The sequence below is a fragment of the Streptomyces sp. NPDC002232 genome (assembly GCF_042890295.1).
Lineage (GTDB): Bacteria > Actinomycetota > Actinomycetes > Streptomycetales > Streptomycetaceae > Streptomyces.
In genome coordinates, this window is the sequence record NZ_JBIARV010000003.1 from 1239165 (window position 1) to 1257869 (window position 18705).

Genomic DNA, 18705 nt, shown 5'->3' on the forward strand with positions numbered 1-18705 from the left:
GAAGGTGGCGGATGCGCTCTGCTGCGCCTGCCCGGGCCCTGACCGCCCAACCCACCCCGGCCCCGGCCGGCCGGCTCACCCGCCTCCGGCCAGGATGCCGGGCCGAGTCAGCAAACGCCCTCCGGGCCGCGCCCCCAGTCCACGAGGCATCGCCCGGCGCTGTCCAGGTGACCGCGGGGGGCGTCCGTCGACGGGTGGACGTCCGCGTCCGCATCCGCCGTTCGGCCGGCGGGTGGACGTATGCGGCTCGGGGACGGCGGGTGGCCGCGGCGAGTATCACGGGCATACCCGAGGGGAGAGCACGAAGCGCTCGTCTCAGAGATCCAGAACGGCCGGCCGAAGCGTACCGACAGGCCTTCCGAGTACAGCAGGCTTGCCGGTGCGGACGCGTCGACCGTCAGGCCGGTGGCCGCCCGCACGAGTTCGTCCTCCAGCAGGAGCAGCGCCGCGTCCCTGAAGCGCCATGGCTCGTGGTGCAGTGGCCAGTAGAGTGTCCGGCCCCGAGTCCGGGCGTGGAGGCCCCATCTGGCGGTCAGGAAATTCTCCAACGCGTTCGGGCCCCGCTCCTCGCCCTCGACCGCAGCCCAGAGCCGGGAACGAGGGCGTTCCCGGCTCTTGCGCCGAACGGCGTAGAGGACCCTTTCCTCGAAGCGGTCGCAGCGGGCCGACGCCCAGCGGTAGGGCAGCCCGAACAGTGCGTTCGCGGCGATGACGGGAAGCAGCCGGCTGCAGTCCAGGCTCAGGAACACCACCCCGCGCCGACCGGCTGCGTCGACGCTGTAGAGGCGTACGTTGATCTCCTCGAACCGGCCCCCGAAGGGCAGGACGGGACCTCGCGCCAGACGCAGGTCCCGCATGCCGAAGAAGACGAGGCCCACGTAGGTCTTCCCGTCGAGCACGTCCGGCCGCGTTCCCGTGGGAAACAGACCGGCGACGGCGTCGGGCGATGTCTCCCAGTGCACGAACACCAGATCGGTCCACCGCTGGCGGAAGACACTGCCGCAGGAGTGCTGTGGACCGGCCGCCGACACTGGCTGCGGCGCCGCGTACCGCTCCGCCCGACGCACGGGTGATCCACCGCCACCGCGGCGCGACCTCGCCATGACTCCCTTCTCCTCCTTACCCGACGGCCTCACCATGAGGGCGCTGCCCGACGTCGACGGGGCCCACAGGGGTTTCCCCCCGCTCGTAGTTCGCCAGCGCCAGCCCCAGGGCGAAGAACGTGGGCGCCCACTCGCCGACGAAGATTCCCCACCGGTCAGCCCTTTCCAGGTTCTCGCTTCGTCGCGAGGTGAGCCACGAGGCGAGCGACAGCCCGATCGAACCGAAGGCCGCGAGGTAGGCGTGTTCGCTGGTGACTCCTGCTTCGTGGAGCTTCTTGACGATCATCTTGTTTTCCCTCTTTCGTTGAGTAGGGCGAGGGCCACTGCTCGGGGGCGAGCAGACACCTCCGCTCAGGAGCCCGTGGTTGCCGGCCGGCGCTGGTGACGCCGACCTGAGGGATCGGGCGCTGCGCGGAGCGCGCCGAACCGCCCCCTCACGGCTTCGAGCCGCTTTCGGGGCCGGCCGAGGCGGTGATCCCGGAGTCCTTCGCCCGCCACAGACCCGCGGAGCAACCGGGTGGGAACGAGGGGAAGGCGTGACCGGCCAGATCGATGAGCCAGAGGTGCCCGGCGGCGCAGTCGCACTCGTAGAGGCCTGCCCTGGGGGTGCAGGCACCGGGCGCGTGGGTCTCGGCAGGGGACATGAGATCTCCTTGACAGAGCGTGGGGGTGATTCGACGGAGAGGGCGGGCGCCGAGGCGCCGGGCCGACGGGAGAACCAGCAGTGCGGGGACCGAGGCGGGCCGGTCGCTGCCGGCGAACCGCCTCGCGCGCTCCGCTTCCAAGGGGCGCAACTCCTTCGCCGAACGGCCGGCGGCACAGGAGATGCGAGCGGAGGCCGCAGGCGGAGCCTGCCGGCCGCGCTGCGCCGAAGCCGAATACGGTGCGAAGACCATGTCATGCTCCTCCGGCAGGATCACCGTTCCTCCTGAGATTCGCCGAACCGATGCATCCAGGCAACACGCATTGATGGTGCAGCGAAAAATGTGCCTCCGCCCACCAGCTGCGCTCCCACAGTCGCGTGCGCCGAGCCCGCCCCGGGCGCCACGCACCGCCGCCCGGACCCTGCCGTCGCTCAGCCCCCCGGCCCGGCCCGTCGGACCGCGGCAGACCACCAGGACGAGGGGTGCCCGCCCCAGAACAGACCCGGCCTGCCCGGCGCGGCACCGCGGGGCGTCGCGCCCTCGTGCCCGGCCCGGCCCGACGGCGCCGGCCCGGCAGAGCGGAACCGCCCCGGAACAGACCTTCTCAGGCCGCCACCCCGATGACCGGCCACCCGATCAGCGCCCGGTGTCATGGCGCAGGCTCGCCGTAGAGCCGCGAGATGGAGCCGACTGCCTCGCCCAGCCCTCGCGGCCGCAGCATGCCCGTGGCTGGCCTTGCGCCCGACCAGCCTGGCCCGGCGAGCACGACGAGAGGCGACGTCCTGGCACCGCGCAGCCCGAACGTCGTGCCCGCCACATGGCGGGCCAACGGCAGGTCCGCCGTCGTCCGGGTCTGGGACCACAGCACCACCGCGGCCGGGCCGCACCTGCGCACCGCAGCGTCCAGGGCCTCCGCGGGGACGGCGCCTCCGAACATGCGAGCCTCGAGTCCCCGCTCGGACAGGGCGGCCGTGAGAGCTTCCAGAGGAAGCGTATGGGGCTCCGCCGGCACACAGGCCAGCAGCACCGGAGCCCTCGACCTGTCCGTGGCGGTAAGGGCGGCACGGCGCAGCGCCGTCGACACCTGCCAGGAGAGCAGGTGCTCGACCTCGACGTAGAGGTCGCCGGAGGACACCCATTTCCGGCCGACGGCCCGTAGCGTGGGAGCCATCACGTCCTCCCAGGCACTCACGAGACCGCGGTCGGAGATCGCCTGCTGCAGCAACCTCTCCATCGCCGCGGCGTCCAGACGCACTGCGGCCCGTGCCAGACCACGGCACTCCTGACGCACGTTCCCCAAGGCCAGGACCCCGCCCCCGGCGGAACCGCGCCCCGCGCCCTCGGCGTCGACCGTGCCCCGGCCGGGCAGCAGCTCGTCGCTCCCGCCCGGTTCCGGGCGGGAGCGACGAGCTGCCCGGGCGGCTTCCGCCGGGGGAACGCCCGACGAGGTGAGACGGCACATCTCCTCGAGCATCGCGACATCGGAGGGGGACCAGCGCCGGTGCCGACCGTCCGCGCGCGACGCGGGCCCGATGCCGTAACGCTGTTCCCAGGAGCGGATGGTGGTCGGCGACACCCCGAGGCGTCGGGCCAGGGCCCCTGTGGTGATTCCTGCGGTCGTTTCGGCCATGCGAGGCGCCTAACGCGTGTTCACCAGCCCGGATGCGGTCGCGACGCGCGTCGGCTATTCCTGCGGGGGTACCGGCGATGCCTCTGTGCTGGCCCCGAGCTGATACGGCCGGAGCCGGTTGGCCCAGTCGGTGCGGGGCACCTCGAAGGGCCTTCGGTACGCGGACATCTCGCCCGGCAGACGGTCGGTCAGTGGACGCAGAGGATGCGAGGCGGGGTCCGGCGGCGGAGTCTCCTCGTCGCGGACCTTGGACCCCAGGACGAACGCGCCGATCAGCACGGCGACGACGATCACTCCGATCAGAACGAGCACAGCGGCCTCCCGTGGTGCGAAGCGATGGATCTGCCCGTATTTCAGCCCTCGCTCCGCACGCGGATGCAAAAAGAATGAAACGTCTATCTTCTGGAGGTATCGGCCGGGTTCCGGCAGGAAGTCATGACGGAAAGAGCCGGTGGTCGCCCGGCCTGACGCCGGCCCGCAGGACAGGGCAACCCCGCACACCACCTGTCCCTCGCCCCGCCGCGGCGGTTGCCGGCGTCCGGCCACACCTGGACGCCGCCCCGTGACCAAGCTGTTCCGCGCCGGCTCATGGTCTCGGGCACACCGAGGGCTGACGTCGGGCGCTCACGGTGTCGAAAGCGCCCCGGCGCTCCGGAACGGCTGGGGGCCGCACGGTCAGCGAAGAGTCTGGAGGGCGTAGAGCAGACCGATGCCGGTGGCGAGGGTGCCGAGGACGAGCCGGAGGGCTGTCTCGGGCAGGTGCGGCTGGAGGCGCGCGCCGAGGTACCCGCCGAGGAGGCCGCCGGCGCCGCAGGACAGGCCCAGCAGCCAGTCGGGGGCGACTTCGCCGGTGGCGGCCAGGGAGAGCAGCGCGTACGTGGCGGCGCCGACGACGGAGGTCACGAAGGTGGAGGCCAGAGCGGCGGGTGCGACGGTGGCGACCGGTGTGCCGCGTCCGACGAGGAGGGGCCCCAGCAGCGAGCCGCCCCCGATTCCGTAGATGCCGCCGGCCACGCCGACCGCCAGGGCCAGTGCCGTCGTCGCGCGGGGCGACGGAAGGTCCCTGGCGCGGGTGGGGGCCGGGCGTACGGTGCGCAGCCACAGCCACAGCCCGAGCGGCAGGAGCAGCACCGCGATGAGGAGGCGGAAGACACGCGGGCCGGGAACGGCGAAGACGCGGATCACGGCGCCGGCGATGACGCCGGGCACGGTCCCCGCGATCAGCAGCCGGGTCAGCGGCCCGCCCAGCTGCCCGGCCCTCCGGTAGCGCAGGAGGGCACCGGGGCCGGCCACGACGTTGTAGAGCAGGTTCGTGGGCGTCACGGCCGGACTCGGCACGCCCAGCACACTGACCTGGACGGGCAGCAGGAAGACCGCTCCGGAGACGCCCACGGGGGCCGTGACGACGGATATCAGGAGCCCGGCGGCGAACCCGAGCAACCCCAGCGACCCCTCCACGACATTCCCCTCGGTCCACTCCGTCCGGCGCCCCGAACAGGCTCCGGCCCAGGTGCCTTCCGTTCTCGTGAACATCGGCCCCCGCACCGATCCAACCGCCTTCCGGAACAGTGGACAACGGCCGTCCACACCCGTGAAGAGAGCCACCGAGCCACGAAGAGCCGTCCGGTGACCGACTCCCCAGGAGCCGGGCGGGATTCTGCGGTGAGCGGCGGACCCTGAGCGGTCTCGACCTCACCACCGGCGAGGACCGGCGGCGAGTCATCGCAATCCCGAGCGCGACAGACGACCGCTGGGCGAGTCGCATGGCGCCGTCCTGCCTGGTACTGACGACGAGGAGCCGCCCCTTACGGGGCCGCCGGGCTGTGCTCGGTGGCGGTCAGGACGAGGATCGCCTGGTCGTCGTCGATGTCACCGGCGTCGGTGAAGGTGTGCAGGGCTGTGATGATGCCGTCGATGATCTGCTGGGGGCGGGGCCGGCCGGGGAGGTCGGACACGGCCTTGACGAGCCGGTGGTCGCCGAGCATCTCGCCGTCCCGGCGGCGGGCTTCGGTGATGCCGTCGGTGTAGAGGACCAGGCTCTCGTGGGGACGCAGCTGGAGGCGGTGGGGTGTGACGTGGGTATGGGGGGTGACGCCGAGCAGGAGCCCCTTGGCGTCGAGGCAGTGCACGGTGTGGTGGGCCTGCCGGTGCAGGGGCGGGTTGTGGCCGGCGCGGACGAGTTCGATGTCGAGACCGGAGGGGGTGGGGGTGAGCTGGCCATAGACGAGGGTGACGAAACCAGTGCCGTGGCTGCCGGGCCGGTCGGTGAGGGCTTCGTTGACCGCTTGGACGACCTCAGCGGGACCGGGCAGGCGGGAGGCGACGGCGCGGGCGGTGTGGCGGACCAGGGCCGTGGTGGTGGCGGCGATGGCGCCGCGCCCGCACACGTCACCGAGGAGGAAGGCCCACCGGCCGTCCTTGAGAGGGAAGACGTCGTAGAAGTCGCCGCCGATGTCGAGTCCTTCGCCGGCGGGGCTGTAGTAGGTGGCGACCTCGGTGCCGGGCACGTCGGGCAGCTCGGGCAGGAGGAGTCCGGCCTGCAGATCGCGGGCGAGGGCGGCGCGGTGGGTGTACTGGCGGGCGTTGCGGGCTGCTGAGGCGGCGCGTCGGGCGAGCTCTTCGGCCAGGGCGACGGTGTGGCCGTCGAACACGTGGTCGCCGGTGGACAGCAGGGTCACGGCCCCGAACGCCTGGTCGCGGTCCATGAGGGGCACGCACAGGTAGCCGGTGACCTTCAGGTCGTGCCAGGGGCCCGGCCCGGTGGGAGCGCGGCGGGCGACCTCTGTGGTGCCGGAGGCCAGGACGCGGGCGACGGCGTCGTCGTCGGCGTCGTAGACGGGGATGTGGGAAGTGAGCAGGTCCCGCTCGCCCCGGGTGGGAGCGGCGGCGGCGATGCGGCGCACCCGCCCGCCTTCGACGAGGTCGACCGTGCACAGCGGGGCCAGCTTCGGTACGCAGAACCCGGCCAGCTTCGACAGCGCCTGAGCGGCGTCCAGGTCGGAGGAGAGCGCGCTGCTGGCCTCCAGGAGGAAGGCGAGGTCGTCCCGGGCGGCCTTCTCCCGTGCTTCCGCCGCCTGGCGCGCCTGCTCGGCGTGGTGGCGTTCGATGGCCAGCGCGGCCGTGTCGGCGAAGACCCTCGCCAGGGCGAGGTCGGCTTCCTGGGGGGTGCGCGGGGTGCGGTGGTACATCGCGAAGGTCCCGAGCAGAGCCCCGTCGCGGGCCAGGATCGGGGTGGACCAGCACGCGGCGAGACCGGCCTGGCCGGCGAGCGCCCGGAAGTCGTCCCAGAAGGGGTCGGTCGCGATGTCGGTGACGATCACCGGCCGGCGGCGGTGAGCGGCGGTGCCGCAGGAGCCGACGCCGTCCCCGGTGGCGATACCGTCGATGGCCCGGTTGTAGAAGTCGGGCAGGCTGGGTGCCGCCCCGTGCCGCAGATGCCGGCCGCCGGCGTCGGCGAGCAGCACCGACACCAGGACCTCCTCGGGTGCGAGCGCCTCGATGGCGCGGGCCATGCCCTCCAGGACGTCGGGCAGGGGTGCCTGGCGGGCGATCTGCTCCAGCAGCACCCGGTGCTCGGCCGCCAGCCGCTGGGCCTGCTTGACCTGGGTGGTCTCCACCCCGACCACCCGCACGCCCATCACGTTTCCGCCCGCATCCACCCGCGGCTCGTACGTGAAGCTGAAGAACCCCTCCCGGGCACTCTTCCCCTCACCGAGCAGCACCCGGGCGTCCCGGGCGGTGTGGGTCTCGCCGGTGCGGTAGACCCGGTCCAGCAGCGCGATGAAGCCCTGCTCGACCAGCTCCGGCATCAGCTGCCCCAGCGGCAGCCCCGTCTCGCGGCGCTCGCCGCCGATCGCGGTGAAGAACGCCGCGTTCGCCGTCTCCAGCATGTGAGCCGGCCCGGCCAGGTAGGCGAAGATGGCAACGGAGTCACCGAACAGCGCCCGCAGATCACGACCCGCGTCCTCCAGGGCGGCCGTGCGCGCTCCCGCCATCGCGGCAGGCTCAGGGGCCTGCTGCCCCGGAACACGCGTCATGAGTTCTGCCTCTCCCGCAGCTGCGCCGACTCGTCCGAGCCGACGGCCACGATGTCACGCCGCTCCGTGCCCGCCGCAAAGGCCTGCTCCCGGTCGGGGTACACCTCGAAGATCCGGTCCAGGCCGGTGATCGCGAACAGCCGGGCCACCGGAGCGGGCACACCCGCCAGGCGCAGCACCCGGCCCTGCTCCGCGAGCGGCTGCATCAGCCGCAGCAGGGCACCGATACCGGAGGAGTCACAGAAGGCCATGGCGGCGCAGTCGGCCACCACCGGCCCCGCGCCCCGCCCCAGGGCCAGCACCTCTTGGCCGGCCTCGTCCAGCTGGACCATGCTTTCGAAGTCGAGCTCACCACGCAGCACGAGCACCACGCCCCGCTCCTCCTGCACGACCTGCACCGAGAACACCCGCAGCTTCCTCCCTACGAAGCGACCGACGACGAGCGCTCCCATCGTAAAGATCCGACGGACCGGCCCCCTCCAGACCTCTCACCCATGCCGTCGCCACAGGGGCACAGCACGTGCCTCCATGACGTGCGCGGGTGAGACCCGGTGCCCAGACGTGAGCACCACCGAGCCACCTCACTCCCAGCCCGCGGTGCCGACTGCCCGACACATCGACCTGCACCGTTCTGCCCGGCCCCGCACCGTGACCTACCCGAGCGGGTGAATGCCCCCGCAGCCGCGCTCTCGTCGATCGCTTCCCCAGGCCTGGCGAGGGCAGGACGGGGGGAGCGGGGCGTGGCAGAGCCCCCGGCCCCCAGGAGGGGGCCGGGGGCTGGGTGCGCCGAGGGCGGTCAGTGGCGGAAGGTGTCCTTGATGTCTTCCTTGGCCTGGCGGGCGTTGCCCTTGGCCTGGTCGGCATGTCCCTCGGCGGTCATCCGCTCGTTGCCGACGGCGCGGCCCAGGGTCTCCTTGGCCTTGCCCTTGGCCTGCTCGGCGTGGGCCTTGGTCTTCTCGGTGCCCGACATGGGGACCTCCTCGTGACGTTCCGGATTTGGTCGTGGCCACCTCGTGCTCCCGATCGGCGCCGGTAAACACACCGCCGTCACGCTGCTTCCGCCCACGGCCGGCGGAGGTGGTTCAAGGAGGGGTCCGGGCGCACGGAGAGGGCACGAAGGCGGCTGGTTCTGGATCACTCCGTCGAGGCGTGCCGGTGGTCCGCCCCCTGCCCAGGGGGCGGACCACCGGCACGTGCGCGGACAGCGGCAGGCGGGCGGGGGCGGCGGGTCAGGTTCGGGCGTCCGCCCGGCTTCCCAGCGGCTGTGCGGTCCTGTCGGGCGGTCGTCGGTCAGGCGGACTGGTACGAGACGTGGGCGGACAGGCGAAGGTCCCCCGATCGCGAGGATCGGGGGACCTTCGCCGCGCGATCCGCCCGTGGGAGCGGGGCCGGCGGTGTTCGCTCGCGGCGCCTGGAGGGGGTGCTACGCGGTGGGGCTGAGCTCGGCCTGGCCGAACAGCAGGGCCCAGCCGGAGGGCAGCTGGTGAAGCACGCGGGCGATCAGGTGGGGGCCGGCGTGGGCGGCGACGGCGGTGAAGACCGATCCGGTGTCCCAGCGTGTGGTGGCCAGGGAGGCGCCGGAGCGTGCGGCGAGGTCCTTGACGAAGGCCCAGCCCCCCACCGGCTCGGCCTCGGGAATCTGTGAGGTCAGGACGCGTGCGGCCTCCAGGGGCAGGCAGGCCGCCAGGTCGACGCGCTCGTCGCCGGTCAGCTGGCGTCCCAGCCCCGACAGGACCAGGCGGACGGCTTCGTCCGCCCGCTCGCGGGTGGGGTAGGCACCCTCGTAGCGGACTCGCTCCAGCATCTGCTGATACGCGGTGGAGTGCGGCTGCTGGCGCTCGAGCGGTACGCGCACGTCGGTGATCACTGGGGTGCATGCCTTTCGTCAAGCCGGGACGGGGTGGTGCCGGTGCGCGGCACCGGTGGTCAGGTGGACTGGGGGCGGCCGAAGAGAAGATCGCAGTCGTCGGGGCGCGTGAGCGGGACGGCCGCGCGCTCGGCTTCCTTCGCGGTGCCGTGCTCACCGCGTTCCCCGATGTGGTCGGGGAATGCCTCGGGTCGCGGAGTCATTTGATCGCCGCCCCTTCTCGTTCCTCGGATGCCCGTGGGGGTGCGGAGGCGGGTGAGGGGGAGATCAGGTGTCCGTCCTCCGCACCGGTGTCCGGCCGGTGTCAGCCGGAGATCTCCCTGCGGCCGACGCCGACGCCGACGCCGACGCCGACGCCGGCGACGACGGAGACCTTGCGGGGCTTGGCGCGCTCGGCGATCGGGATGCGCAGCGTGAGCACGCCCGCGTCGTAGCCGGCCCTGATGCGCTCGGTGTCGAGGGTGTCGGCGAGCACGATCTGGCGGGAGAAGACGCCCAGCGGCCGCTCGGACAGCTCCATCTGCACCTCGCCGGCCTTCGCGACCGGGCGGCGCTCGGCCTTGACCTTCAGCATGTTCCGCTCGACGTCGATGCCGATCGCCTCCGCGCTGACACCGGGGAGGTCGAAGGCCACCACGTACTCGTCGCCCTCACGGTAGGCGTCCATCGGCATCGCCGACGGTCTCGACCAGGTGCCCGGGCCCGTCAGCTGCTGGGCCAGCCGGTCCAGCTCGCGGAAGGGGCCAGTGCGCATCAACATCGTGAAACACCTCCAGGAGGTTCAGGCAGTAACTGCCGACGCGCCTCGCTGGCACCGTTGTCACATGTCATCCAATGGATGACAAACACGATGTCGTCGGAACGATGACGACTCCAGGGAGGTGTCCGTGACCCCGGCCGACCAGCCGCCGACCACCGGCACCGACACCGACAGCCCGCCGTCGTTCCTCGCCGCGACCGCAGCCCTCCACACGATCGACGACGCCCTGCGCGACGCCCGGCTCAAGGCCCCGACCCCCTCCGACGTAGACCCGGGCCCGGAAGCGGCCCTGGCATCACTGATGCTCCTGCGGCAGGTACGGGAACAGCTCGCCGGGTGGGAGACACGCCTGATCGAAACCGCCCGCGACGTGCCCGCCGGCCGCTACCGCGCCACGCCCGGCGAGCCGAGCCGGGCGGCGAGATAGGGCGCGGTGGCGCTGCGCCGGGACCTCGCCACCTTGGCCGGCCGGCCCGCCGCGACCACCCGGCCACCCGCGTCGCCGCCGCCCGGACCGAGGTCGATCACCCAGTCCGCCGTGGCGATCGTGTCCAGGTCGTGCTCCACGACGACCACCGTGTTGCCGGCATCGACGAGCCGGTGCAACTGCCGCAGCAGGAGCGCGATGTCCGAAGGGTGCAGCCCCGCCGTCGGCTCGTCGAGCACATAGAGCGCGTGCCCGCGCCGGGCTCGCTGCAGCTCCGTGGCCAGCTTGATGCGCTGTGCCTCACCACCACTGAGCTCCGTCGCGGGCTGGCCCAGCCGCAGATACCCCAGTCCCACCTCGCGCAGCGTCTGCAGACTGCGAAAAGCGGCCGGGACGGCGGACAGGAACTCGGCGGCGGCGTCGACGGACAGCGCCAGTACCTCCGCGATGTTCTTGCCCCGGTAGGTGACTTCCAGCGTCTCGACGTTGTACCGGGCGCCCTGGCAGGCCGGGCACGGCCCGTAGGTGCCGGGCAGGAACAGCAGTTCCACCGCGACGAATCCCTCACCCTGACAGGTCTCGCACCGCCCCTCGGACACATTGAAGGAGAACCGGCCCACCGAGTAGCCGCGCGCCTTCGCCTCGTCCGTCGCCGCGTACAGCTTGCGCACCGCATCGAACATCCCGGTGTACGTCGCCAGGTTGGACCGAGGCGTCCGGCCGATGGGCCGTTGGTCGACCCGGACCAGCCGGTCGAACGCCTCGAGCCCCGACGCGTCCCGGACGTCCACCTCCAGCCTCGCCTCGTCGGGTTCCTCGGGCACGAGCCCGAGGTGGCCGCGGACGACCTCGGCGAGCACCTGCGTCACAAGCGTCGACTTTCCGGAACCGGACACGCCCGTCACCGCCGTCAGCACACGCAGGGGTACGTCGACAGCCACGTCGCGCAGATTGTGGCGAGAGACACCCCTCAGGTGCAGCCAGCCCCGCGGTGCGCGGGGGCGGTGATCGAGCCGCGGGGCCCGCCCGAACAGATACTGGCTCGTGGCGGACTCCCCGACCCCCTCAAGACCGGCGACCGGGCCGCTGTACAGCACGCGCCCGCCGCCCTCGCCCGCACCAGGGCCGATGTCGACCACCCAGTCCGCCCGCCGGACCACGTCCATGTCGTGCTCCACCACGAACAGCGAATTGCCCGCCGCCTTGAGGCGGTCCAGCACCTCCAGCAGAGGCTCCGCGTCAGCGGGGTGCAGGCCCGCAGAAGGTTCGTCGAGGACGTAGACGACACCGAACAACCCCGAGCGCAGCTGAGTGGCGATCCGCAGACGCTGCGCCTCGCCCGGCGACAGGGTCGTCGAGCGGCGCCCGAGGCTGACATAGCCCAAGCCCAGCTCGAGCAGTACCTCCACCCGAGCCACAAGATCGCCGCAGATGCGGACCGCGGCCTCGGTCGTCTCCCCGGACCGGGCGGTCGACGTGGTGGTGTCGGCCTCGGCCCGGCCCGCGACGGGCCGCAGCAGCGTCACGACCTCAGTGAGCGGCATCGCGTTGATCTCGGCGATGGAACGTCCGGCGAAGGTGACGGCGAGCGCCTCGGGCCGCAGCCCGCTGCCGTGACACGCGGGACAGGGCACGCTCCTGACGAACCGCAGCGCCCGTTCGCGCATCTTCTCGCTCTTGGAGTCGGAAAGCACGTGCATGACGTGTCTGCGGGCGCTCCAGAACTTTCCCTGGTAGCCGTAGTCGACACGGCCCTCCTCGGGCTCGATGTACACGGAGGGCTGCTCATCGGTGTACAGCAGCCAGTTCCGGTCCTTCTTCCTGAGCCTGCGCCAAGGCCGGTCGATGTCGATCCCCAGGCCGCTCACGACGCTGCGCAGATTGGCGCCCTGCCAGGCGCCCGGCCATGCGGCGATCGCCCCCTCCCGGATGCTCAGTGAGGGATCCGGGACGAGCAGGTCCTCGGCGACGTCGTGCACGACGCCCAGTCCGTGGCACTCCGGGCAGGCGCCGGCCGCGGTATGGGGAGAGAACGACTCGGCTTCCAGCCGTGCGGCCCGGGGCGGGTACGTGCCGGCGCGGGAGTACAGCATGCGCAGCAGGTTCGACAGCGTGGTGAGGGTTCCGACCGTGGAGCGCGAACTGGGCGCACCACGCCGCTGCTGCAGGGCCACGGCCGGCGGCAGTCCGCTGATCTCCTGCACACGGGGAGCGCCGACCTGGTGCAACAGTCTTCGGGCATAAGGTGCCACGGACTCGAAATAGCGCCGCTGGGCCTCCGCGTAGAGCGTCCCGAACGCGAGGGAGGACTTGCCCGAACCGGAGACGCCGGTGAAGGCGACCAGCGCGTCCCGCGGAACATCGACATCGATGTTCCGCAGGTTGTTCTCCCTGGCGCCCCGTACCTGCACGAAACGGTCGGCCGCATCCTCGTTCACCGTTCCTGACTACCCGCTCGAGCCGCAGACCGCGCGCCGGGCCCCGGCGCGTGAGACACGAGAAGGCCGCCCGCGGAGCACCGAGCCCGCCACTCGCCGGGACGGGCCGGCGGGTCCGAGCCACGAACACGATGTGGCGCCGCGCAGGTGGCCGCAGGGGGCGTCCACCGACCGGTGGACTCCGCCCGCCCTGATTCCTCCGCACCCACACAGCCCCGCCAGGATCGAAGAGCGAGATCGAAAACCACCACCCCGATCGCATGCTTCCTCAGACCGCTTGGCCCAAAGACCACAGCGCCACTCCCAACGCCGCCCCCCGTGAGACGACCCAATACCAGAGCAGAGCCGCACGGACACCCACACGACCCGCTCGCCGGCCCCACACACCGCGGGGTCCCGCACGACTCGGTCTCCAGCCCCCCGGCGGCCGGAGCCCCCGCTCCCCGCCACCGCCGACGAGCACCCGTCATCAGCGGTGACGCCGACCCGGACCAGACAGCCGCCCCAGCGGTTGTCAGAGAAACCACGGGAGCCGGCGGCGGAGGCAGGCGAGGACGACCATGAAGATCCGCCACGGAACCATGACCGGACACAGAGCAGGTCACACCACCGCAGACGCCTGTCCCACCGAGGATCCGAGGTGGATCAGAAGTGGGTGGCGATCCCGAAGACGCGGCGCAGTCGCGCCATGTCCTGGCGGTCACGTTCCGTTGGTTCGTACCCCTGATGGAAGTGGACCTGCTGCTCGGCGGACAGGCAGGGGACGGCGGTTCCCCGGATGGTGCCCGTCACGAAGCAGGACGGGGGATAGGCGAAGGGACGTCGCGGGTCAGGCGACGCCTGGGCTGCTGACCCGTCATCGCCGAAGACCAGTGGATGAAGGTCGATCTCCCGGCCGTCCGGGGCCTGCACGACGAACCGGATGGGCCTGCGGTCCAGACTCTCCACGAAACCTGCCGCCGAGAGGGCCGCCAGCACGGCGGCTTCCTGGTCCTGCCGGTGCATCAGGTCCAGATCGCGATGGTCCCGGGTCTGCTCGCCGACCAGAGCGTCGATCCCCCAACCGCCACCGACCCAGACGTCGACCTCCGCTCGCTGTAACAGGGCCAGGACGAACAAGACGTCATCAGCTGTCATCACCCGACGCAGGCTAGAAGCGTCAGCGTCAGGCAGCGAACAATTTATCCCGCAAGCAGAGCATGTCCCGCGCAGGGAAGTCGACGGCCGCCTTCATAGTCCCCGCACATCGGGGTACACGACCGCGCATGGCACCGAAGACTGAACGCACCCAGTTCCTGCGGGCCGCGCGGCAGCTGCACCGCGTCCGCTCCTTCTACGCTGCAGGGGTCCTGCTGTGGGCGGGATCCTCCGCCTGGACCGGCTGGCAGGCCCCCGGAAGCCGGCAGATGTGGGTGTCCCTGCTCCTTCTGACCATCTTCACCGCCCTCCTCCTCACCGCGGGCCTGTCCCTGCGACGCCTCACAGCCCCCACGACACACCAGCCCGCACACCACGCCGCCCCGCGCAAAACGGCACACCCCCGCCACGCCCCGGCCTGAGTCGACAGCCCGCCCACCGTGACCGGCCGACCGGGTCCCCTCTGCCTCCGCTCGGCCGGTCACGCTCGCTCCGCACGTAGAGAAGCTGCTCATGGCAGGAACGACCAGGAACCGCAGCAGGGGAATGCGATATCTGCATGGGACAGCAGCACCGTGGCTCCTGGACCAGCTGCCGTAACAGCAGGCGAGCGTCGACCAGCCGCCCACCGACGCCAAGGCGCAGGCACCGGTGGGCGTTCGATTGCAGACAGTCAGCTGCCTCCCGAAGTGGTGAACATCTGCTGTCCGTTCTCGGGCCCTGGCTCAACTTCTGTGGTCCGGCTCCTGCTGAGCTGGGGCGAATCGAGATCTCGCACATGTGCGGCAGTTGAATGCGGGTTCCGCACGTTCGGTCGATTGCGGCGTGACCTGTCCCGGCGAGAACACGTTCACCGGGCATGCGAAAGATCATCACTTGCGGTCTGCTGGCCGCCGTCACCGTCCTCGCCGCCACACCCGCCTTCGCCGACAACGACGGCGACTTCGGCAGCGGGGTCGATGCAGCGAACAACTGGAACTTCACCGCCGCCGACGTGTGCATCCAGGAACTCGCCGTGGTGCCGGCCCTGAGCGACTGGACCGGCAACCACAAGAACAACTGCTCCAACGGCAACGTCATCGATCACTCCGGCGACGCGCAGTCGGCCGGTCACTGACAAGCTCCCATCGGTAGCCCCCGCCCGGGATCTTGTCCCCGGTGCAGTCATCGGGATCTCGCGGCTGGGGGCCTTGGAACAGCCACAGCCAGGGGCAGCGCCTTGAGCCGCTACCGTGGCGAGCGGCCCCGGGTGCCGCGACCACTCCACCGGGCGATCGTTGAGCGGGCATGCTCTCCTTCTCGACGGCGCCGCCTTTCTGACGGTCCGGTGCACCGTGTGCCAGGGCACGGGCCCGGCCGCCCGAACAGCGGAGCCGGGCCGGCCTCCAGGACGCTGCCCGCCGGCACCTCGCCGCCACCCACCCGGACCACTCCGGCGAGCCCGACGAGGCGTTCGTCGTCGAGCCGTGCCGGGCGGTCATCGGCTGGGACGGGACCGAGCCCCCGCACGAGACGTACAACCGCGTCTCACCGCCCACCTGGTGAACCGCCGCTCCGCGTCCCCCTCGGACTTCGACGTGGAACAGGCCCGTGGTGCCGGCGAGCTCCAGGGCGTCGCAGGCGTTTTGGCCGGGAGCCCGGCGAACATCGTGGCGGTACCCCGAAAGGATCACCATTGTGACGGAATCAGCATGATCCGTGACTCTGTGTATACGGTCGGAGTGGAATCGTCACCCACCCCCACCTTGGAGATGTCGTGGACCGCTTCCGTACCCGTCTCGCCCTGCTCGGCTCGGCCGCAGCCCTCACAGCCGTCCAGCTCGCCGGCGCCCAGTCCGCCGCAGCCGCGGACTATCAGTGGGTCGCCCTGGGCGACTCCTACACCGCCGGAGTCATCCGCGCCGCCGGCGACACCTTCGAAGTCCCGCGCGACGGCTGCGAGCGCACCGACCGCTCCTACCCCCAGGTCATCGACCGCGACCTCGGCGGCCTCCTCGACCTGACCAACGTCAGCTGCGGCGCCGCCACCATCGAGAACATCACGGACACCCCCCAGAGCCCGATCGGCCGTCACCTGCCGCCCATCTCCGAGGACCCGGACTACCCCTTCCCCGCCGTCCCTCCGCAGTCCGAGGCGGTGAGCGCGGGAACCGACGTCATCACCGTCGGCGTGGGCGGCAACACCCTCGGCTTCGCCGACCTCCTCACCAAGTGCATGGAGGTGGGCGGCGAGAGCAACGGGCGGGGAACGCCGTGCAAGGACGCCCTGGGCTCCGGCATCCAGGCCCGGCTGGACAAGGTGAGCACCGAATACGACCGGATGCTCGCCGTGCTCCACGAGCGTGCGCCGAAGGCCAAGATCCTCGCCGTCGGCTACCCCACGATCGTCCCCGACGACGCCTCCAAGTGCGCCTACGGTGACCTGAGGAAGTTCGGCTCGACCACTCAGGGCGACCTGGCCTGGCTCCGCACCGACGTCCTGGAGCCCCTCAACAAGGCCATCGAGAAGTCGACCGGCACCCAGGAGACGGCCAGCTTCGTCGACCTTTACGCCTCCTCCCGGAACCACAGCGTCTGCGACGACGCCAAGTGGGTCGAAGGCTTCCTCACCATCCCCGACCAGCTGTCCTTCGTCCACCCCAACGCCCGCGGCCACCGCAACGCCGCCGACCACGTCACGGAGGCGATCCTGAACGCCATCAGCCCAAGCTGACCACCGCACTCTGCGGGACAATCCCACAGCGAACCGGCCTCCGCCGTCAGCTGGGCCGGTTCGCTGCGATCCAGACCCACCTCATCCCGGCCTCCGCCAGGCGACCGACACCGCCGTTCCCAGTTCGAGGCGGTCATGGACCGGATCCAGATCGCCAGGCCGGGACCAGGCAGGCCCCGGACCCGGCCCGACCGTGTCGTCGCGGACAAGGACTACTCGACCCGCAAGATCCGCGCCCACCTACGGCGACGCGGCATCGCCTGCACGATCCCCGAGCGGATCAACCAGATCAACGGCCCCATCCGCCGCGGCACGGCCGCTGCCGACTGGACCGGGCCGCCTACCGCAGGCGCAACGTCGTCGAGCGCTGCTTCAGCCGGCTCAAGCAGAACCGGGCCCTGGCCACCCGCTACGACAAACGAGCCCGCCACGACCAAGCCATGGTCACCCTCGCCTGCCTCCGTCTCTGGCTGCCACGACTCCCGGACACCCCTAGCGCCTGACAGCCCAGCGCGCTCACTGCCGCAGCATCCTGTTCGAAGCCAGGTAGGGGCGCCAGCACCACTCGTACCCGGGAAACCGCGCGGCCCGATGTTAGGGGGTGGCACGCTAGAGCCCGCTTTGTCCGTTTCGGTGAAAGTGGTTGGGCGGGGTCGCTTGTGCGGTAGAACTGCAGGTCAAGCAGTCTGCTCCCCGCGCCCGCGGGGATGGTCCCGTGGCGAGGCGGGGCAGCCATCGATCGGCGTACTCGTACTCCTCTATGTGCAGAGCTGCGTACGGATGAACGTGCAGAGCACGGAGTCCTGTGAAGCGCGAAGGTCGTGGTTCGAGATGATGGCGCGGTGTCTCTTCGCTATTTCAATCAGACCGGCTGGACCGCGATCTTCAGCGGCACCGACACGGAGATCGGCCGCATGGTGGGTGTGGAGGGCTGGGACCAGGCGACCGGGACGGCGCTGGTAGTCGATCACAAGCGCGGCGCCCTGCGTGCGGTGACGGACTATGAGGACTTCTCCCACCTGGAGCGAGCCGACCAGGTCGTGGCCGCCGTGCCTGGTGGAGGGTGGCGGGTGCACTGGAAGGACGAGGGACCAGGGGGGAGCGCCGCTGACGGAACAGGTGCTGGCCTGGCTCATCACGTCGCAGGGGCGGGCGACAGCCATCACGGTCGACGCCCAGGGACATGTCGAGGACGCTGACGGGGCCGACGCCTTCATCCCGCCGGGCGAGGATCCGGCGTCCTGATCGCGACTGGTCAGGCCACTTCGTTTTTCTCGTTCGACGGCTGGAGACGGTCCTTCAGCCGGTAGCTGAGGCCGTCAATGGAGATACCTCCGCAGTGGCGGAGGAGTCGGTCGAGGATGGCGGTGGCGAGGATTCGTCGCCTAAGACCCGGCCGTGGCGGCGTCGTGGGGCTGGAGAAGTGCAGCAGCGTCGCTTCGGCGCGGCCTGTGTGTCGTCCTGCTCCTGGTCCTCGCCGTCACCCTCGCCGCCGCCGGCCCCGAGGATCCGCCCGTCCTGTCACGCCGCAGGGCCTTACGCTGGCCACTGGTGAGCGAGCTGCTCGACCAGGCGTTCATCATGACTGCGCAGCCCCTGGAGCACAGCGACGAGCGGCTTGAAGCTGGCGGAGGCGACCACGTCGGTGAGGTCCTTGTTCGGCTCAAGGAAGACGGGCACGATGATCCGCGCCACCATGGTGGAGCCGTCCTTGCTGAGCCGCAGCGCCCGGCCGATGTTCTGCACGATTTCGACCTGTGAGCCGCAGGTGTCGGCGAAGCAGATGGCTTCGAAACCCCGCTCGCCGGCGATGTCCACACCCTCCCTGATGCTCTGCATGAGGGTGTCAGCGGAGTGCGATCTCTCGGGTTGGTGTCGGTGGTGGTGAGAGTCGGTCGCGCTGGTCTGGGGATGGGTGTTGCGGGGCTGGTCAGTGGGTGTTTACGGGT

General features: G+C 71.2%; 19 protein-coding genes and 2 pseudogenes. 5 read left to right on the forward strand and 16 right to left on the reverse strand.

Translation table 11 applies throughout. The features are described from left to right. Positions 1-107: 107 nt before the first annotated feature. The 12 genes from ACFYXU_RS17970 to ACFYXU_RS18025 all read right to left on the reverse strand — a co-directional run bounded on the left by ACFYXU_RS17970 (position 108) and on the right by ACFYXU_RS18025 (position 10041). Complete coding sequence (locus ACFYXU_RS17970; protein WP_389458439.1) at positions 108-1139, reverse strand: YqjF family protein; 1032 nt, start codon at positions 1137-1139, stop codon at positions 108-110. After that, entirely contained in the window at positions 1120-1389 is a 270-nt protein-coding gene (locus ACFYXU_RS17975; RefSeq protein WP_389458442.1) for a hypothetical protein, read from the reverse strand. The genes ACFYXU_RS17970 and ACFYXU_RS17975 overlap by 20 nt, the downstream gene beginning before the upstream one ends. A gap of 148 nt (positions 1390-1537) precedes the next feature. After that, positions 1538-1747, reverse strand: coding sequence for a hypothetical protein (locus tag ACFYXU_RS17980; protein ID WP_361405884.1), 210 nt, complete (start codon positions 1745-1747; stop codon positions 1538-1540). 649 nt (positions 1748-2396) lie between these two features. Next, positions 2397-3377: a MerR family transcriptional regulator gene (locus ACFYXU_RS17985; protein WP_389458444.1), complete on the reverse strand. Its 981-nt coding sequence runs from the start codon at positions 3375-3377 to the stop codon at positions 2397-2399. A gap of 54 nt (positions 3378-3431) precedes the next feature. Next, positions 3432-3689: a DUF6479 family protein gene (locus tag ACFYXU_RS17990; RefSeq protein ID WP_329849695.1), complete on the reverse strand. Its 258-nt coding sequence runs from the start codon at positions 3687-3689 to the stop codon at positions 3432-3434. Between the two features lie 363 nt (positions 3690-4052). Further along, positions 4053-4835 carry a TSUP family transporter gene (locus ACFYXU_RS17995; protein WP_389458446.1) on the reverse strand — a complete coding sequence of 261 codons (783 nt, stop codon included), beginning with the start codon at positions 4833-4835 and terminating at the stop codon, positions 4053-4055. Between the two features lie 347 nt (positions 4836-5182). After that, entirely contained in the window at positions 5183-7372 is a 2190-nt protein-coding gene (locus ACFYXU_RS18000) for a SpoIIE family protein phosphatase (protein ID WP_389458448.1), read from the reverse strand. Positions 7373-7410: 38 nt separating this feature from the next. Beyond that, positions 7411-7821: an STAS domain-containing protein gene (locus tag ACFYXU_RS18005; protein ID WP_389458450.1), complete on the reverse strand. Its 411-nt coding sequence runs from the start codon at positions 7819-7821 to the stop codon at positions 7411-7413. 389 nt (positions 7822-8210) lie between these two features. After that, positions 8211-8384, reverse strand: coding sequence for a CsbD family protein (locus ACFYXU_RS18010; RefSeq protein WP_329849689.1), 174 nt, complete (start codon positions 8382-8384; stop codon positions 8211-8213). Positions 8385-8837: 453 nt separating this feature from the next. Then, positions 8838-9281: a DUF2267 domain-containing protein gene (locus ACFYXU_RS18015; RefSeq protein WP_389458454.1), complete on the reverse strand. Its 444-nt coding sequence runs from the start codon at positions 9279-9281 to the stop codon at positions 8838-8840. Between the two features lie 59 nt (positions 9282-9340). After that, entirely contained in the window at positions 9341-9484 is a 144-nt protein-coding gene (locus ACFYXU_RS18020) for a hypothetical protein (RefSeq protein WP_389458456.1), read from the reverse strand. Positions 9485-9585: 101 nt separating this feature from the next. Then, the gene (locus ACFYXU_RS18025; RefSeq protein ID WP_389458458.1) at positions 9586-10041 is read right to left on the reverse strand and encodes an Hsp20/alpha crystallin family protein; all 456 of its coding nucleotides are present in this window, start codon (positions 10039-10041) and stop codon (positions 9586-9588) included. A 127-nt stretch (positions 10042-10168) separates the two neighbouring features. Between ACFYXU_RS18025 and ACFYXU_RS18030 the strand changes: the two genes are divergently transcribed. After that, a complete protein-coding gene (locus tag ACFYXU_RS18030; protein ID WP_389458460.1) occupies positions 10169-10468 on the forward strand; it encodes a hypothetical protein in 300 nt (99 codons plus the stop codon). Here the strand turns inward: ACFYXU_RS18030 and uvrA are convergent. Both uvrA and ACFYXU_RS18040 read right to left on the reverse strand, forming a co-directional pair. Next, a complete protein-coding gene (uvrA, locus tag ACFYXU_RS18035) occupies positions 10426-12906 on the reverse strand; it encodes an excinuclease ABC subunit UvrA (protein WP_389458462.1) in 2481 nt (826 codons plus the stop codon). The two genes, ACFYXU_RS18030 and uvrA, sit on opposite strands and share 43 nt — an antisense overlap. Before the next feature lie 645 nt (positions 12907-13551). Continuing rightward, complete coding sequence (locus tag ACFYXU_RS18040) at positions 13552-14043, reverse strand: nucleotidyltransferase domain-containing protein (RefSeq protein WP_389458464.1); 492 nt, start codon at positions 14041-14043, stop codon at positions 13552-13554. 128 nt (positions 14044-14171) lie between these two features. Here ACFYXU_RS18040 and ACFYXU_RS18045 point away from each other — a divergent pair, with 128 nt between their 5' ends. From ACFYXU_RS18045 to ACFYXU_RS18060, 4 genes and pseudogenes are all read left to right on the forward strand, one after another. Next, entirely contained in the window at positions 14172-14465 is a 294-nt protein-coding gene (locus tag ACFYXU_RS18045) for a hypothetical protein (RefSeq protein WP_384571190.1), read from the forward strand. Positions 14466-14902: 437 nt separating this feature from the next. After that, the gene (locus ACFYXU_RS18050; protein WP_389458466.1) at positions 14903-15160 is read left to right on the forward strand and encodes a hypothetical protein; all 258 of its coding nucleotides are present in this window, start codon (positions 14903-14905) and stop codon (positions 15158-15160) included. A gap of 639 nt (positions 15161-15799) precedes the next feature. Continuing rightward, on the forward strand, positions 15800-16756 hold the full coding sequence (locus ACFYXU_RS18055) for an SGNH/GDSL hydrolase family protein (RefSeq protein WP_389458468.1): 957 nt from the start codon (positions 15800-15802) through the stop codon (positions 16754-16756). A gap of 117 nt (positions 16757-16873) precedes the next feature. Continuing rightward, a pseudogene (locus ACFYXU_RS18060) lies at positions 16874-17259 on the forward strand (transposase); the annotation flags it as partial. Positions 17260-18011: 752 nt separating this feature from the next. On the opposite strand, the gene ACFYXU_RS18065 reads toward ACFYXU_RS18060, so the two are convergent. Further along, positions 18012-18188, reverse strand: a complete 177-nt coding sequence (locus ACFYXU_RS18065; protein ID WP_389458523.1) for an ATP-binding protein — start codon at positions 18186-18188, stop codon at positions 18012-18014. Then, positions 18168-18580: pseudogene (locus tag ACFYXU_RS18070) on the reverse strand (helicase); the annotation flags it as partial. The gene ACFYXU_RS18065 and the pseudogene ACFYXU_RS18070, both read right to left, overlap by 21 nt. Positions 18581-18705: the final 125 nt, after the last annotated feature.